The sequence below is a fragment of the Frigoribacterium sp. Leaf8 genome, from assembly GCF_001421165.1.
Taxonomy (GTDB): domain Bacteria; phylum Actinomycetota; class Actinomycetes; order Actinomycetales; family Microbacteriaceae; genus Frigoribacterium.
In genome coordinates this window covers 1366445-1381946 of the sequence record NZ_LMKB01000005.1, presented here as the reverse complement: position 1 = coordinate 1381946, position 15502 = coordinate 1366445, and the positions used below count along the sequence as shown (strand labels likewise).

Annotated in this window: 13 protein-coding genes; 7 read left to right on the top strand and 6 right to left on the bottom strand. The window is 72.2% G+C overall.

The features are described 5' to 3' along the window. Positions 1 to 15 precede the first annotated feature (15 nt). The 3 genes from ASL10_RS11115 to otnK are packed head-to-tail and all read right to left on the bottom strand — an operon-like array spanning position 16 to position 2770. Complete coding sequence (locus ASL10_RS11115; protein ID WP_056047159.1) at positions 16 to 813, bottom strand: DeoR/GlpR family DNA-binding transcription regulator; 798 nt, start codon at positions 811 to 813, stop codon at positions 16 to 18. Positions 814 to 833: 20 nt separating this feature from the next. Beyond that, positions 834 to 1511 carry a class II aldolase/adducin family protein gene (locus tag ASL10_RS11110; protein ID WP_056047156.1) on the bottom strand — a complete coding sequence of 226 codons (678 nt, stop codon included), beginning with the start codon at positions 1509 to 1511 and terminating at the stop codon, positions 834 to 836. Next, positions 1508 to 2770: a 3-oxo-tetronate kinase gene (otnK, locus tag ASL10_RS11105; protein ID WP_056047152.1), complete on the bottom strand. Its 1263-nt coding sequence runs from the start codon at positions 2768 to 2770 to the stop codon at positions 1508 to 1510. The genes ASL10_RS11110 and otnK overlap by 4 nt, the downstream gene beginning before the upstream one ends. Before the next feature lie 167 nt (positions 2771 to 2937). Between otnK and ASL10_RS11100 the strand changes: the two genes are divergently transcribed. Together ASL10_RS11100 and ASL10_RS11095 are read left to right on the top strand one after the other, a co-directional pair. After that, the gene (locus ASL10_RS11100; RefSeq protein WP_056047149.1) at positions 2938 to 4299 is read left to right on the top strand and encodes a homoserine dehydrogenase; all 1362 of its coding nucleotides are present in this window, start codon (positions 2938 to 2940) and stop codon (positions 4297 to 4299) included. A 117-nt stretch (positions 4300 to 4416) separates the two neighbouring features. Then, positions 4417 to 5781 (top strand): SLC13 family permease, encoded by a 1365-nt coding sequence (locus ASL10_RS11095; protein ID WP_056047147.1) that lies wholly within the window; start codon positions 4417 to 4419, stop codon positions 5779 to 5781. Between the two features lie 278 nt (positions 5782 to 6059). Here the strand turns inward: ASL10_RS11095 and ASL10_RS11090 are convergent, their stop codons facing one another. The 3 genes from ASL10_RS11090 to ASL10_RS11080 are packed head-to-tail and all read right to left on the bottom strand — an operon-like array spanning position 6060 to position 8490. Further along, on the bottom strand, positions 6060 to 6785 hold the full coding sequence (locus ASL10_RS11090; RefSeq protein WP_056047144.1) for a hypothetical protein: 726 nt from the start codon (positions 6783 to 6785) through the stop codon (positions 6060 to 6062). After that, positions 6782 to 7423, bottom strand: coding sequence for a hypothetical protein (locus tag ASL10_RS11085; RefSeq protein ID WP_123571913.1), 642 nt, complete (start codon positions 7421 to 7423; stop codon positions 6782 to 6784). Before ASL10_RS11085 ends, ASL10_RS11090 begins: the two co-directional genes overlap by 4 nt. A gap of 59 nt (positions 7424 to 7482) precedes the next feature. Beyond that, positions 7483 to 8490, bottom strand: coding sequence for a LacI family DNA-binding transcriptional regulator (locus ASL10_RS11080; protein ID WP_056047138.1), 1008 nt, complete (start codon positions 8488 to 8490; stop codon positions 7483 to 7485). A gap of 147 nt (positions 8491 to 8637) precedes the next feature. Between ASL10_RS11080 and ASL10_RS11075 the strand changes: the two genes are divergently transcribed. The 5 genes from ASL10_RS11075 (at position 8638) to ASL10_RS11055 (ending at position 15353) form a co-directional block, all read left to right on the top strand. After that, positions 8638 to 9924, top strand: coding sequence for an ABC transporter substrate-binding protein (locus ASL10_RS11075; protein ID WP_056047136.1), 1287 nt, complete (start codon positions 8638 to 8640; stop codon positions 9922 to 9924). A 10-nt stretch (positions 9925 to 9934) separates the two neighbouring features. After that, positions 9935 to 10969: a carbohydrate ABC transporter permease gene (locus tag ASL10_RS11070; RefSeq protein ID WP_056047131.1), complete on the top strand. Its 1035-nt coding sequence runs from the start codon at positions 9935 to 9937 to the stop codon at positions 10967 to 10969. Further along, complete coding sequence (locus tag ASL10_RS11065; protein WP_056047129.1) at positions 10966 to 11871, top strand: carbohydrate ABC transporter permease; 906 nt, start codon at positions 10966 to 10968, stop codon at positions 11869 to 11871. The genes ASL10_RS11070 and ASL10_RS11065 overlap by 4 nt, the downstream gene beginning before the upstream one ends. Before the next feature lie 41 nt (positions 11872 to 11912). Then, on the top strand, positions 11913 to 14285 hold the full coding sequence (locus tag ASL10_RS11060; protein ID WP_056047967.1) for a beta-glucosidase: 2373 nt from the start codon (positions 11913 to 11915) through the stop codon (positions 14283 to 14285). 282 nt (positions 14286 to 14567) lie between these two features. Then, complete coding sequence (locus ASL10_RS11055; RefSeq protein WP_043597604.1) at positions 14568 to 15353, top strand: SDR family oxidoreductase; 786 nt, start codon at positions 14568 to 14570, stop codon at positions 15351 to 15353. Positions 15354 to 15502 lie beyond the last annotated feature (149 nt).

Sequence of the window (15502 nt, the reverse complement as noted above, 5' to 3'; positions counted from 1 at the left end):
CCCCGGGAACTCGCGTCAGGCGGGCTCGCCCGGGGCGGCGACCACGAGGTCGAGACCGGCGTCGACCAGGGCCGCCGTGGCCTCGTCGCCCAGGCGGTCGTCGGTCACGATCGTGTCGAGTTCGGCCAGGCGGAGGGCACGGTACTTGCCGAAGCGCCCGTACTTCGAACTGTCCGCGACGAGCACCGAGCGTTCGGCCACCTCGAGCGCGGCCCGCTTGACCTCGACCTTGGCCTCGACCGGCGTGGTGACGCCGTGCGTGAGGTCCCACGAACTCGACGAGATGAAGGCGAGGTCGAGCGACAGCTCGGTGAGCGTCAACCGGGTCAGCCGCCCCAGCGTCGACTGGTTCGCACTGTCGACCCGGCCCCCGACGACGATGAGGTCGACGTCGGGGTGGTCGAAGAACGACCGGACGGTCGCGAGGTCGTTCGTGACGACCGTCAGGCCGGTGAGGTCGTCGAGGTGCTCGCGCATCGCCTGCACGGTCGTGCCGGCGTCGAGGTAGACGGTCATGTGGTCGCGCACGAGCGCCGCGGCCTCGCGGGCGATGGACCGTTTCTGGGCGACGTCGACGTCCTGCTTGACGTCCCGGCTCGCCTCGACCAGCAGTCGCGGGGTGAGCTTGGCCCCGCCGGGCGTGGCCGTGACGCGACCCTCGTCCTCTAGGGTCGCGACGTCGCGTCGGACCGTCATCTGGCTGACGCCGAGGAGGTCGGTCAGCTGCCGGTAGCTCAGGACGCGCTCGCGCTGCAGGTGCTCGACGATGCTCTCGCGCCGCTGCTCGGGGATGAGGGGGGCTGTGGGGGACACGTCGGCCTTTCTCGCGTCGGTCAGCCTAGTGCGGTGGGACCCGTCCACGGCATGCCCGACGCCGCGGTGATGGCGGCCACCTGGTCGGCAGGGATGAGGCGGCGGTCGGCGCCCTGGGTCAGCAGGGCGATCCGGCAGGCCTCCTCGACCTCGACGGCACCGAGGACGGCCCGGTCGACGTCCTCGCCGCTCACGACGCTGCCGTGGTTCGACAGCAGTGCGGCGCGGAACGGCAGCGGACTGTCGGTGACCAACGACCCCATGGCCGGGTCGCCGGGGGCGACGAAGGGCAGCAGCGGGACCTGGCCGACCCGCATGAGCGAGTACGGCGTCAGCGGGGGCACGGCGCAGTGCTCGGACCAGGGCTCGAGGCAGGACAGGGCGACCGCGGACGGGGAGTGGACGTGCACGACGGCCCGGTGCCCGGGGTTCTTGAGGTAGAGCGCCAGGTGCAGGGCGACCTCCTTCGACGGCTTGGGGCCGGCGAGCACCGTGCCGTCGAGGGCGAGCACCGAGAGGTCGTCGACCGTGAGCGACCCGAGCATGGTGCCCGTGCCGGTCATCAGCAGCTGCTCACCGTCGCGGACGCTGACGTTGCCCGAGCTGCCGGGGCTCAGACCGGCGGCGACGAGGGCGCGGCCGGCGTCGACGAGTCGTTCGGCCGCGGTCTTCGCGGACTTCGTGGTCGTGGCGGTCACGAGAGGGCCTCCCAGGCGGTCGAGAACAGGTCGGCGGCACCGAAGTTGCCGCTCTTCAGGACGAGGGCGACCGGTCGGCCGCCGCTCGTCGTCGCGGCGCTCCAGCAGACGCCGGGGCCGAGCGGTGGTCCGATGACCAGGGCGGGTGCCCCGAGCGCCGTGACGACGGCGCCGCTGGTCTCGCCACCGGCGACGACGACCCGCCCCACGGTGCCGTCGGCGACGAGGTCGTGCACCAGGGTCGACAGGACCGCCTCGACCAGGGCCGCCGCGTCGGGGGTGGCGTCGGACGTGGCGCGGTCGGTGGCCGCCACGACGTCGGACGGGTCGCCGACCGAGTAGACGACGGGGACCGCGTCGGCGTCGAGGCCGCGCACCCACGCGGTCAACTCGGCGATCTCGGCAGCGGGGTCGGTCGTGGCGGCCTCGAGGTCGACCTTGCGCGTGGGGTGCGTGGCCGCCGCGTGGGCGATCTGGCCACGGGTGGCGGTGGACGCCGAACCGCAGACCACGAGGCGACGCCCCGTCACGTGCGAGAACTCGGCGGGCAGGGCGGGGGCGGGTGCGTGGTCGGCACCGACGCCGAGGGCGAGGCCCGCACCGCCGCTGAGGAGGCGGTGGTGTGCCGTCGCGCGGCCGATGGTCACGAGGTCGTCGTCGTCCACCGCGTCGACGACGAGGTAGCCGGCCGGCGCGTCGTCGAGGGTCGAACGGAGGGCGTCGGCCCCGGCGCGGACGTCCCGCAGGGGGACCTCGGTGACGGTGGCCCGGGTCTGCGGCGCGAGCAGGTCGCGCAGCCTCGAGCGCGTCATGGGCGTCAACGGGTGGTGACGCATCGGCGAGTCCTCGAGCAGGTCGTCGCCGACGAACAGGCGACCCTCTCGGACGGTCCGGCCGTTGGCGGGGAACGCGGGGACGACGATCACGCGCTCGACCCCGAGCCGGTCGCGGAAGGCGTCGAGGACGGGCCCGATGTTGCCCTCGTCGGTCGAGTCGAAGGTCGAGCAGTACTTCAGGGCGAACCGCTCGGCACCCGCCTCGACCAGCCAGGACAGGGCGGCGGTGGACCGCGCGACGGCCTCGTCGACCCGGGCCGTGCGGGTCTTCAGGGCCACCACCACCGCGTCGACGCCGGCGTACGTCGCCGGCTCGACGACGGCGGGGTCGACGACGACGACCGTCTCGAGGCCGCGGCGGCGGAAGCCCGAGGCGAGATCGGTGGCTCCGGTGAAGTCGTCGGCGACGGCACCTATCAACATGCGGGACCTCTCGGTGGCGGGCGGGCTCACGACGCCTCGGTCTGGGCGGGTGGGCGAGGACAGTCTATGTGACTATTTGGTGCGATGTTTGACAATTTGATAAGTCTCGCTACAGTTGCCATGCTCGCCCGGGCCGCTCCTGGCCTCTTGAACGAACGGGAACAACGGTGATCCTCCACTCGACGACGTCTCGCGCGACTCCGGTCCGCGTCCTCCTCACCGGCGCGAACGGTGGCTACGGCCGCACGCTGCTCGACCAGCTGCGCCGCCTGCCCGACCTGACGGCCACGCAGCTCGTCGACCCCGACGTCGACGGGGTGACGGCCATGCTCCACGAGCTCGGGGTACCCACCTCGTCCGTCGCGACGCCGTCGACGGCGGCGGCGACCGCCGAGGCGGTCTCGGCCGGCTCGATCGCCGTGATCGCCGATGCCTCGGCCGTCGACTGGGACGGTGTCGACGTCCTCGTCGAGGCCACCGGTCGCATCGAGGCCGGGCACGGCTACGCGGACACCGCGCTCGACCGCGGGGTGCACGTCGTCATGGTCAGCAAGGAGGTCGAGTCCGTCGCCGGCGTGGCGCTGAGCGCCAAGGCCCGTGCGGCCGGTCTGCGGTACCTGCCCGGCGACGGCGACCAGCCCGCGAACCTGTTGCGTCTCGTGGCGTGGGTGCTCGAGTGCGGCTTCGACGTCGTGGCCCTCGGCAAGTCGGGCGAGTACGACCTCGCGTTCGACCCGGCCACGGGCGTCGTCGACCAGGCCGGCACGACCGTGCACGCCCCCTCCCTGGCATCGCTGCTCGACCTGGGCGACGACCCCCTGGCGACGGTCGAGGCGCGTGCCGCGGCGGTCGCCGGCCTCAAGCGGGCGGCGGCCGCCGACTCCTGCGAGATGAACGTCGTCTCGCTCTACACCGGCGCCCGCGCCGACGTGGAGGCCCTGCACTACCCCGTCGCCCGCCCGGACGAGCTCGCCGACCTCTACACGGCACGCGAGGACGGCGGTCTGCTCGGCCGCACCGGCGTCGTCGACGTCTTCTCGATGCTCCGCCTGCCGGGTGAGGCCAGCTTCGCCGGCGGCGTGTTCGTGATCGTGCGCACCGGCGACCCCGTCACCTGGGAGACGCTGCGCGGCAAGGGGCACGTCGTCAGCCGCGACGGCCGTCACGCCTGCATCTACTGGCCGTACCACTTCATGGGCGTCGAGACCCCGCTGAGCATCGTCGCCGCCGTCGACGGGACGTCACGCCTGCCCGAGCCCCGGCAGCACACGGTCCTCGCGGCCCGTGCCGGCGAGGCCCTGTCGGCCGGCACCGCCTTCCGCGTCGAGGGCCACCACCACGAGATCGCCGGTGTCGCCCCCGTCATCGTCGACCCCGACGACGACGGCATCGCGCCCTACTACCTGCTCGGCGGCGCGCGGCTCGTGGCCGACGTGGCCCCCGGCGACCTCGTGCGACTGGACGACCTCGCCGACGTGCCCGAGGCGGCGCTGGCGGCCTACCGGGCCGGGCTCGCGCTGGGTCGCTGACCCGCGCCTCCTCGACCTTTCCCCTTCCCCCTCCCGACCCGCGACACCCCGAACCAGGAGATCGACGACGATGCCCTACACCCCCGACCCGACCGAACCCACCCCGGCGGCGACCTCGTGAGCGTCGAGCTCGTCGCGCTGATCGTCCTGGTGGCGGTCTTCGCCCTCTCGGCGATCCGCAACGTGCACATGGGAGCCCTGGCGCTCGTCGCGGCCCTCCTCGTCGGCGTGCTCGTCGTGGGCGAGAGCCTGGACGGCGTCCTCGGCGGATTCCCGGTCGACGCCCTGTTGATCCTGCTCGGCATCACCTACCTGTTCGGCATCGCCCGCGAGACCGGGGTGGTCGACTGGCTGGTCGACCGCTCGGTCGGGTTGATCGGCGACCGCGTGGCGCTGATCCCGTGGGCGATGTTCGTCATCGGCACGCTGGTCGCCTGCCTCGGCACGTCGCACGCGGCGTTCACGATCGTGCCGATCGCGATGAGCCTGGCGCACAAGCACAAGATCCACTCGACGATGATGGGCATCGTCATGAGCTCGGCCATCGTCGGTGGCGCCCTCGCCCCGACCAGCATCAACGGCATCACGGTCATGACGGTGGCGCGGGCCTCGGGCATCCCCTACAACCCGGGTCTCATGTTCGGCCTCTCGGTGGGCGTCAACACGCTCGTCGTGCTGGTCGCGTTCTTCCTGTTCGGCGGTCGCGAGCTGATCGCCCGGACCCGGGCGGCGGGCGCGGCCCGGGCCACGACGGCAGGCGGCGGGACCGGCGGCACGCGCGGTGCCGGGCGCGGTGCCGGTGCAGGTACGGGGCGCGGTGCGGGCGGCACGGCCGTGCTGACGGAGCCGGCCACGGCCACCCGGCTGGGCGCCTACCAGGTCGTCGTGCTCGTGAGCATCCCCGTGCTGATCGTCGGCTTCTTCACGATCACGCTGCTCGACGTCGACCTGAACCTCGGTGCCGTCGCGCTGACGCTCGCCGTCTTCCTCGCCTTCGTGAAGCCCGACGTGGGCCGGGCGTCGCTGGCGCGCGTCGACTGGAACACCATCCTGCTGCTCGGCGGGATCATCACGTACGTCGGCGTGCTGGCGCGGCTCGGTGCCATCGACCAGCTCGGCGAGGTCGCCCGGTCGGTCTCGTCGCCGCTGCTCGCCGCGTTCGTCATCTGCGTGATCGCCGGACTGGTGTCGGCCTTCGCGTCGACCATCGGCATCCTGGGTGCGCTCATCCCGCTCGCCGTCCCCTTGCTCGTGCCGGGCGGCGGACTCGAGATGACCGGCTTCATCTACGCCCTGGCGATCTCCGCGTCGCTCGTCGACTGCGCCCCGTTCGGCACGACCGGCGCGACCATCGTCGCCTCGGGCGTGGAAGAGGACCGTCCGCGCCTCTACCGGCACCTGACCCGATGGGGCCTCTCGATGGTGGTCATCGGGCCGGTCGTCACGTTGCTGGTGTTCGTGGTGCCGTTCCTCTGGGCCTGACCGGTCGGGCCTGATCGGCCGGGCCTGACGGCCCCGGGGACGCAGGAGGCGCGGGTCGCGTGACCCGCGCCTCCTGCGTTCCCGTTTTCTCGCGACGTCGCCCAAACGGGGGAGGCGGGCCGCTCCGAAGACATGCCCGGGTGCCTCCCGGGGTGCCCCGTGTCCGACCGACCCTGTCGCGGCACGCCGTCGGCGGCCCGAACCGTCGGCACGGTCGGGAGCCCGAACTCTCGGCACGGACTCTGGTGTCAAGGGCGACACCGGGGTCTGCGGGGTCGTCAGGTCCGGTCCAGGGCGAGTCGGAGTCGGCGGGTCACCCCGGGGCCGCGGTCGATCCCGGCCGTCAGAGCCGGGCGGCGATCGAGCCGTTCCAGGGCGGAGAGCAGGCGACGCTTCTCGACGGTGGTCGCGCCTTCGGCGAGACGCACGGTCCTGCCCACCGCCGTGCCGAGCAAGGCGATGTCGAGAAGATGGCGGTCGGGATTCGGATCGTCGTTGACGAGAGCAGCCGCCTTCGCGAACAAGGCTCCTTGCAACGTCGGCCGGAGAACCGTCCCGACGACACCGGCGACCTCGATCCGCACGGGCCCTGCTCGGTTCAGCGCCCCTTGTGCGCCCGCGGAAGCGATCGTCGTCCCACCTGATGCGCCACGTCGGGAATCGGCACGCTCGCCGAGGAAGCGAGGGATCAGGACGTCGATCTGTGCCGACCCGTTGACCCACCGGTGGTGGTGCCCGTTCCACGATTCACCGTCCGGCCCGTAACCGAGGTCCGCCAGGCTGCGGGTGAAGTCGTAGAGCATCCGGGGGTGTGCCCGGACGTCGAGTGCGGCGTCGGCGTCCTCGGTGGGGCGGGATGCGGTGATTCCGTGCTCCCAGCACAACGAATGGACCATCTGGCCTCCGACGAGGCACCAGCCGGTCGGCAGTCGTCGGTGGACGGCGAAGAGGGAATGCCATGCGGCTGCCTGAGCCGGGGTCATGACGGGGGCGACGATCGTCATGACAGGCGCTCGGCCACGAGACGGCCCACCTGGGCACGCTCGCGCGGCCCGGGACTCTGTGCGAGATCCACGAGAAGGACCGCTAGTGGCACCGGATGGACGGGGCGGGCGTCGTCGACGTGCAACAGGACGGTCGGCCGGTCGGAGGGTTCGAGGATGAAGTCGTCGAGTACGGCGTCGAGGTCGTCGGTGCCGACGTGGGCCTCGAGCATTCCGGCGGCCGCGATCCCGGCGCGCGGGTCGCTGAACCCGGACGGGACGATTCGGGCGTCGCCGGGGAGGTCGGCGACGTCGCTCGCGAGTCCGTCGAGTCGCAGGGGCTGCCGAGGTCGGAACCACGCCCAGATCAGGTCGGCGGGGTCGTCGGCTGACCGCAAGTCGTCGAGGTGCCTCACGAGGCGCACCTTCTCCGTAGGCGTCAACCCGTCGTCGAGATCCTCGAGTCGTGCGGACAGGGCCTTCTGCATGCGCGCACCGAGAGGGCGCCGTGCGACGGCACGGTGTTCGAGCGACTCATCGATCAGCCAACGCCCCGCGACCCGTCGTGCGGGCAGTGCGCCGCTCGCAGCCTGGGCCTGGACACGTCGAACCGACAGGCCGTTCTTGGCGGCGTAGTCGGCCACGCTCTGCTCAGGCATGCACACAAGGGTACGCCGGGGCGTAGGGAAGTGTAAACAGGCAACCGGTTCCGCCGGGCTCACCCGCGCGGCGGCCCCGTCGTCCCGCGCACCACGAGCCGCGTCGGCAGCTGCACCTCGGGCGCGGCCGGTTCGCCGCCCTCGAGCATCGTGAAGAGCATGCCCGCCGCCGCGCTGCCGAGCCGCTGCATCGGCTGCTGCACGGTGGTCAGCGGAGGCGACTCGCGGGAGGCCTCGGGGATGTCGTCGAACCCGACGATGCTGAGGTCGTCGGGCACCCGCAGGCCGAGGTCGAGCGCGGTGCGCAGCAGGGCGATGGCCGAGAGGTCGTTGGCGGCGAAGACGGCCGTCGGCCGGTCGGGGCTCGTCAGCAGCGAGCGGGCCGCCTGGCGCGAGGCCGTCAACTCGAAGTCGCCGTTGCGGGTCAGCGCCGGGTCGCGGGTGATGCCGGCCGCCCGGAGCGCCTGCACGTAGCCCACCTCGCGCAACGACGCCGAGCGCAGGTCGGGACGCCCGGCCAGGAAGCCGATGCGCCGGTGCCCCAGGCCGAGAAGGTGCTCGACGGCGAGCAGCGCCCCGCCCCGGCTGTCGCCCTCGACCGACGGCAGGTCGGTGCGCCCGGTGTGCGGGTCGACGGCCACCACGGGGATGCTCGCGGCGGTGGTCAGCACCGAGGGCGTGACGAGGATCGCGCCGTCGATCAGCGTGCCGCTCAACCGGCTGAGCGAGCGACGCTCCCACCCGGTGTTCTCGCCGCGGTGCGCCCCGCTGTAGGCCAGCAGGTCGTACTCGGCGCCCCTCGACCGGACGGCCGCCCCGACCCCCTTGAGCACCTCCGAGCTGAACGGCTCGAAGTCGGCCACGAGCACGCCGATCACCCCGGTGCGGCGGGCCCGCATGCTGCTGGCCACCAGGCTCGACTCGTAACCGAGCTCGTCCACCGCCGCCATCACGCGCTCGATCGCCTGGGCCGAGACGCCGTAGCGGCCGTTGACCGCCTTGGACACCGTCGCGACCGACACCCCGGCAGCTCGTGCCACGTCGTGGATCGTCACCCGTGCCGTCATCACGTCGGCAGCCTAGCCCGACGGAAATGGTTTTCGAAAACGTTTGACACCGGTCCGGACGTTTTCGACACTGAGGCCATGCCGCGCATCGGAGCACGGCACGCTCGGTCGACCACGGCCGCTCAACGAAGAGGAAAAGGTGGAACCATGACCACATCTCGACGGCTCCTGGCCGGGTCTGCGGCCCTGCTGATCGGAGCGGGACTGCTGACCGGCTGCAGCACCGGGGGCGGAAGCGGGTCGGACGACGGCACGCTCACCCTCTGGCAGAACTCGACGACCGGCCCCGGCCAGGACTTCTGGACGGCCACCGCGGCCGACTTCGAGAAGGCCAACCCGGACGTGAAGATCGACGTCCAGACCGTGCAGAACGAGGACTTCGACAGCAAGCTGCAGACCGCCCTCAACTCGGGCGACGCCCCCGACGTGTTCCTGCAGCGCGGCGGCGGCAAGCTCCAGGCCATGGTCTCGGCCGGACAGGTCAAGGACCTCACCGACGTCATCTCGGACGACGCCAAGAAGGACATCAGCGAGGGGACCTTCGGGTCGGGCTCGGTCGACGGCAAGGTGTACTCGATGCCCGTCGCCGTGCTCCCCGGTGGCTTCTGGTACAGCCAGGACCTCTTCGACGCCGCCGGCATCACCGAGGCCCCGAAGACGATGGACGAGCTCGACCAGGCCGTCACCGCCCTGGAGGGCTCGGGCGTCTCGCCCGTCGCCCTCGGTGGCAAGGACGCCTGGCCCGCCGCCCACTGGTACTTCTTCTTCGCGCTGCGCTCGTGCAGCTCGGACGTGCTCGAGAAGGCCGCGACCGACCGTGACTTCAGCGACGACTGCTGGGTCAAGGCGGCCGAGGACCTCGCCGACTTCCGCGACACCGAGCCGTTCAACGACGGGTTCCTCACCACGGCGGCCCAGCAGGGCGCCGGCAGCTCGGCCGGCCTGATCGCCAACCACCAGGCGGGCATGGAGCTCATGGGTGCCTGGAACCCCGGCGTCATCGCCTCGCTCACGCCCGACCAGCAGCCGCTGTCCGACCTGGGCTGGTTCCCCTTCCCCGCCGTCGACGGCGGTGACGGCGAGACCGGCGCCATCATGGGCGGGGTCGACGGGTACTCGTGCTCGGCCGGTGCGCCCGACTCGTGCGTCGACTTCCTGAACTACCTGGCGACCCCCGACGTGCAGACGGCCTACTACAAGGCCTTCAACGCGCCTCCCGTCAACACGGTCGCCCAGGAGGCCGTCACCGAGCCCTACCTGCAGGACGTGCTCAGCGCCTACAACGACGCCCCCTTCGTCTCGCAGTGGCTCGACACCGTCTACGGCCTGAACGTCGGCAACGCGATGAACGTCGCCGTGGTCGACCTGCTCTCGGGTGACGGCACGCCGCAGCAGTTCGTCGACGCCGTCGACGCCGCCGCCAAGAAGGCGTAGAGGTCGGATCGTGAGTCTCCGCGAACCCTCCGTGCGGCCCGCCGCACCCTCGCGGCCTCACGCCACCGCCGGGGGCGAGGCACTCGCCTCGCCCCCGGCGGCCTCCCGGGCCGTGTCCCGGAAGGGGCGTGGCGCCCGCGGCCTCGAGATCGCCCTGCTCGTCGGTCCCGCCCTCGTGGTGTTCCTGGCGTTCGTGGTCTTCCCGATCGTGATGGCCGCCTACTACGGCTTCTTCAGCTGGTCGGGCTTCGGTCCGCCGACCGACTTCGTCGGGTTCCGCAACTACGTCACGATCTTCCAGGACCCGACCTTCCTCGACGCGTTGCGGCACAACGCCACGATCGTCGTGCTCTCGCTCGTGCTGCAGGGCCCGGTGGCCATCGGGCTCGCGTTGCTGCTCAACCGCAAGCTGCGCGGTCAGTCGCTCATCCGCGTGCTGATCTTCGTGCCCTACGTCATCAGCGAGGTCGTCGTCGGTACGGGCTGGAGCCTCATGCTCCAGGGCAGCGGCGCCGTCAACGACCTGCTCACCAAGGTCGGCCTCGGCTCGTTCGCGACCGACTGGCTCGCCGACCCGAGCATCGCGATCTGGACCCTGCTCGTCATCATCACCTGGAAGTACGTCGGCTTCGCCGTCATCCTCTTCCTGGCCGGGCTGCAGGGCGTGCCCGAGGAGCTCAGCGAGGCCGCGGCCATCGACGGCGCGAGCTGGTGGCAGATCCAGCGCCGCATCACGCTGCCGCTGCTCGGACCGACGCTGCGCATCTGGGCGTTCCTGTCGATCATCGGCTCACTGCAGCTGTTCGACCTCGTCTACATCATCTGGGGTCAGTACATCGCGGCCACCGCCGGCACGTCGACCATGGCGACCTACATGGTGGCCAACGGCCGCACCTCGGGCAGTTACGGCTACGGCAACGCCGTCGCGGTCGTGCTGTTCCTCATCTCGCTCGTCGTCGCCCTCGTCTACCAGCGCTTCGTGCTGCGACGCGACACGGCCGGGGCCGTCACGACCTCCGCCACCACCGCAGGAGAAGAACGATGACCGCCAGCACCCTGCCCGCCCGCCCCCGCGGCGGCACCCCCGCGCCCGCGGCGCCCCGGCCGTCGACCCGCAGGAGGCGCGGCATCGCCGACCCCGGCCGCGGCGTCGCGTACGTGGTCGCGGTGGTCGTCATCGTGGCGATGCTCGCGCCCGTCGCGTTCATCGTGATCGGCGGGTTCCGCACCAACGCGCAGATCACGACGGACCCGTCCGGGTTCCCGAGCCCGTGGCAGGTCGGCAACTACCTCGACGTCCTGACCGGCGGCACGTTCTGGCGACAGGTCGGCAACTCGCTGATCTCGGCCGGGGCGACCACGATCGGCACGGTGGCGCTCGGCCTGGCCGCCAGCTACGTCCTGGCGCGGTACCGGTTCGCCGGTCGCGGGGTGCTCTACGCGCTCTTCGCGGCGGGCCTGATGTTCCCGATGACCGTCGCGATCACGCCGCTGTACCTCGTGATCCGCGACCTGGGCCTGACGAACTCGCTGGCCGGCGTCATCCTGCCGCAGATCGCCTTCGCCCTGCCGACGACGATCATCATCCTCGTGCCGTTCCTCCGCGCGATCCCCGACGAGATCGAGGAGGCCGCGTTCATCGACGGCTGCAGCCGCCTCGGCTTCTTCTTCCGGATGGTCGTCCGGCTGTCGTTGCCCGGCGTGATCACGGTCGGCATCCTCGCCTTCATCGGTGCCTGGAACTCGTACCTGCTGCCGCTGTTCATCCTCAACGACCCGTCGACGTTCACCCTGCCGCTCGGCGTGCAGGCGTTCTCGTCGCAGTACTCGGTCGACACGGCACGGGTGCTCGCCTTCACGGCGCTCTCGATGCTGCCCGCGTTGATCTTCTTCAGCCTCTTCGAACGCCGCATCGTCGGCGGGCTCACCGGGGCGGTCAAGGGATGACCGCCACCGACACCGTCACAGACCAGGAGGCGCGAGCCGACATGACCGACACCGCTCACCGACCGCAGGCCCTCACGGTCGGCGAACCCCGCGCCTCCGACCGGGTGGCGTCGCTGCTGGCCGAGATGACCCTCGACGAGAAGCTCGCCCAGCTGGTCGGCTGGTGGGTCGACCAGGGGGCCGAGAACGTCGCCCCGATGCAGGGCGAGATGGCGACGTCGGGCGACTACGTCGAGGCGACCCGACACGGGCTCGGGCACCTGACGCGGGTCTACGGGACGCGGCCGGTGGACCCCGTCGAGCGCGCCTCCTGGTTGTGGCGCGAACAGCGCCGCCTGCGGGACGAGACCCGACTGGGCATCCCCGCGCTGGTGCACGAGGAGTGCCTGACCGGCCTCGCCGCCTGGCAGGCCGCGACGTTCCCGACGCCGCTCGCCTGGGGCGCGTCGTTCGACCCCGAGCTGGTCGAGGAGATGGCCCGGCTGATCGGCGGGTCCATGCGCGACCTCGGCGTGCACCAGGGGCTCGCACCCGTGCTCGACGTCATCCGTGACACCCGCTGGGGTCGGGTCGACGAGTGCATCGCCGAGGACCCCTACGTCGTCGGCACGATCGGCACCGCCTACGTGAAGGGGCTGCAGGCGGCCGGCGTGCACGCGACGCTCAAGCACTTCGTCGGCTACTCGACCTCGGCGGCGGGGCGCAACCACGCACCGGCGCAGGTCGGACCGCGGTTCGTCGAGGACGTGCTGTTGCCGCCGTTCGAGATGGCCGTGCTCGACGGCGGGGTGCGGTCGGTGATGAACTCGTACGCCGAGATCGACGGGGTGCCGGTCGCCGGGACGCCGTCGTACCTGACCGAGGTGCTGCGCCGCAGATGGGGGTTCGACGGCGTGGTCGTGTCGGACTACTTCTCGGTGGCGTTCCTGCAGGTGATGCACGCCGTCGCGGCCGACCGGGGCGAGGCCGCCGCGCTGGCCCTCGAGGCCGGCATCGACGTCGAGTTGCCCACCGGTGACGCCTACCTCGCGCCCCTCGCCGAGCGGGTGCGCGCCGGAGACGTGGACGAGGCGCTGGTCGACCGGGCGGTGATCCGCGTGCTCGCCGAGAAGGAGGAGCTCGGGCTGCTCGACGAGACGTTCGAGACGCCGCCGCCGACCGCGATCGACCTCGACTCGGCCGAGCACCGGGCGGTCGCGCGGCGGCTGGCCGACGAGTCGGTCGTCGTGCTGACGAACGACGGCGTGCTCCCGCTCGTGCGGGGGGCGACGGGGGCCACCGGAGGCGCCGGGGCCGCCGGTACCGGCCCTGCGTCGGTCGCGGTGGTCGGCCCGAACGGTGACAGCGCCGAGGCCCTGATGGGCTGCTACTCGTTCGTCAACCACGTGCTGGCGCACCACCCCGGCGTGCCGCTCGGCATCGACCTGCCGACCGTCGCCGCCTCCCTCCGCATCGAGCTGCCCACCGCCGAGGTGGTCGTCGAGGCCGGCTGCGACGTCGAGGGCGACGACCGGTCACGCATCGACGCGGCCGTCGAGGCCGCCCGCGCCGCCTCCGTCGTGGTCGTCGTGGTCGGCGACCGGGCCGGCCTCTTCGGCCGGGGCACCGTCGGCGAGGGCAACGACGTCGAGAGCCTCGAGCTGCCCGGGGTGCAGCGCGAGCTCGTCGAGGCCGTCGTCGCCACCGGCACGCCGACCGTCATGGTCGTGCTCTCGGGCCGGCCGTACGCCATCGGGTGGGCGGTGTCGGGTGCGGGGGCGCCCGCCGCCGTCGTCCAGGCGTTCTTCCCGGGGGAGGAGGGCGGGGCCGCCGTCGCCGGCGTCCTGACCGGCAGCGTCGAGCCGTCCGGGCACCTGCCCGTGTCGTTGCCGCGGTCGGCCGGCGCGCAGCCGTTCTCGTACCTGCACCCGGTGCTCGGCGGGCCGTCCGAGGTGACGAGCGCCGACAGCACGCCCGTGCTGCCGTTCGGGCACGGGCTGTCGTACACCTCGTGGCGACGCTCCGACCTGGTCGTCGACTCGGCCGAGGTGCCGGCGGGTGGCTCGTTCGTCGCCTCGGTGACGGTCGCCAACACGGGCGACCGCCCCGGCACCGACCTCGTGCAGCTCTACGCCCACGACGTCGTCGGCTCGGTCACCCGGCCCGTCGCGCAGCTGCTCGGCTACGCGCGCGTCGCGCTCGGACCCGGTGAGGAGGCGCGGGTCGTCTTCCGCGTCCCCACCACCCGTCTGGCGCTGACCGACCGGCAGCACCGACGGGTCGTCGAGCCCGGGGACGTCGAGCTCTGGGTCGGCGGCTCGTGCGCCGAGCGGGAGGCCGAGGCGACGGTGCGGCTGACGGGCGACGTGTACCCCGTGACGATCGCCGACGAGCGGATCGTGGGCGTCGAGATCGGGACGCGCGCCGGGCGCTGACCCGCGCCTCCTCGGGTGGTCGACCCGCGCCTCCTCGGGTCGCCGGCCCGCGCCTCCTGCGCCCCGAACCCCGTTCACGAAGATGAACCCCGTTTTCTCGTGGTTCGTCTTCGTGAACGGGGTTCGTCGCGTCGCGGGGCGGCGGGAGGCGCGGCGCGGCGACCGCGGTCAGGGCGCAGTAAGGCGACATGTGTAGCCTTACGGCGAGTCGCGCACGGTCGCGCGACCACTGGCCCGGCGCCGTGTCGGGCCTCACCGAACGAGAGAACCGGAGCCCGTCCCATGGAGCGTTTCACCGACAAGGTCGTCCTCATCACCGGCGGAGGGTCGGGCCTCGGCCGGGCCGCCGCCGTCCGCGTCGCGAGCGAGGGCGCGAAGCTCGCCCTCGTCGACGTCTCGGAGAAGGGCCTCGCCGACTCGCAGGCCGCCGTGCTCGAGGCCGTCCCCGGGGCCGAGGTGCTGACCGTCGTCGCCGACGTGTCGAGCGAGGACGACGTCGCGCGCTACGTGTCGGCGACGGTCGAGCGCTTCGGGCGCATCGACGCGTTCTTCAACAACGCCGGCATCGAGGGCAAGCAGAACCTCACCGAGCGGTTCGGCGCCGACGAGTTCGACAAGGTCGTCTCGATCAACCTGCGCGGGGTGTTCCTCGGCCTCGAGAAGGTGCTCGGCGTCATGCGTTCGCAGGGCGACGGCGGTGCCGTGGTCAACACCGCGAGCGTCGGCGGCATCCGCGGCGTCGGCAACCAGTCGGGCTACGCCGCGGCCAAGCACGGCGTCGTCGGCCTGACCCGCAACTCGGCCGTCGAGTACGGCGAGTTCGGCATCCGCGTCAACGCGATCGCCCCCGGCGCCATCTGGACGCCCATGGTCGAGGCCTCGATGCGTCAGATCGACGCCGAGAACCCCGAGAAGGCCGCCGAGCAGTTCATCCAGATCAACCCGACCAAGCGCTACGGCAAGGCCGACGAGATCGCCTCGGTCGTCGCCTTCCTGCTGTCGGACGACGCCACCTACGTCAACGCGGCCGTCGTGCCCATCGACGGCGGGCAGTCCGCCAAGTACTGAGGCACCCCGCCGGCCCGCGCCTCCGCCGTCGCCGACCCGCGCCTCCGCCGGCCGACCCGCGCCTCCTGCCGCCTCGCACCCGGTTCCGAACCATGCACCCCGTTGCTTCTGGGTGCATCGTTCGGAACCGGGTTCTTCGTCGCGCTGCA

Excerpts from the sequence above, each read along its gene's own strand:
- ASL10_RS11065 (WP_056047129.1), top strand. The coding sequence starts at position 10,966 with ATGACCGCCAGCACCCTGCCCGCCCGCCCCCGCGGCGGCACCCCCGCG.
- otnK (WP_056047152.1), bottom strand. The coding sequence starts at position 2,770 with ATGTTGATAGGTGCCGTCGCCGACGACTTCACCGGAGCCACCGATCTC.
- ASL10_RS11075 (WP_056047136.1), top strand. The coding sequence starts at position 8,638 with ATGACCACATCTCGACGGCTCCTGGCCGGGTCTGCGGCCCTGCTGATC.
- ASL10_RS11060 (WP_056047967.1), top strand. The coding sequence starts at position 11,913 with ATGACCGACACCGCTCACCGACCGCAGGCCCTCACGGTCGGCGAACCC.
- ASL10_RS11085 (WP_123571913.1), bottom strand. The coding sequence starts at position 7,423 with ATGCCTGAGCAGAGCGTGGCCGACTACGCCGCCAAGAACGGCCTGTCG.
- ASL10_RS11055 (WP_043597604.1), top strand. The coding sequence starts at position 14,568 with ATGGAGCGTTTCACCGACAAGGTCGTCCTCATCACCGGCGGAGGGTCG.
- ASL10_RS11090 (WP_056047144.1), bottom strand. The coding sequence starts at position 6,785 with ATGACGATCGTCGCCCCCGTCATGACCCCGGCTCAGGCAGCCGCATGG.
- ASL10_RS11080 (WP_056047138.1), bottom strand. The coding sequence starts at position 8,490 with ATGACGGCACGGGTGACGATCCACGACGTGGCACGAGCTGCCGGGGTG.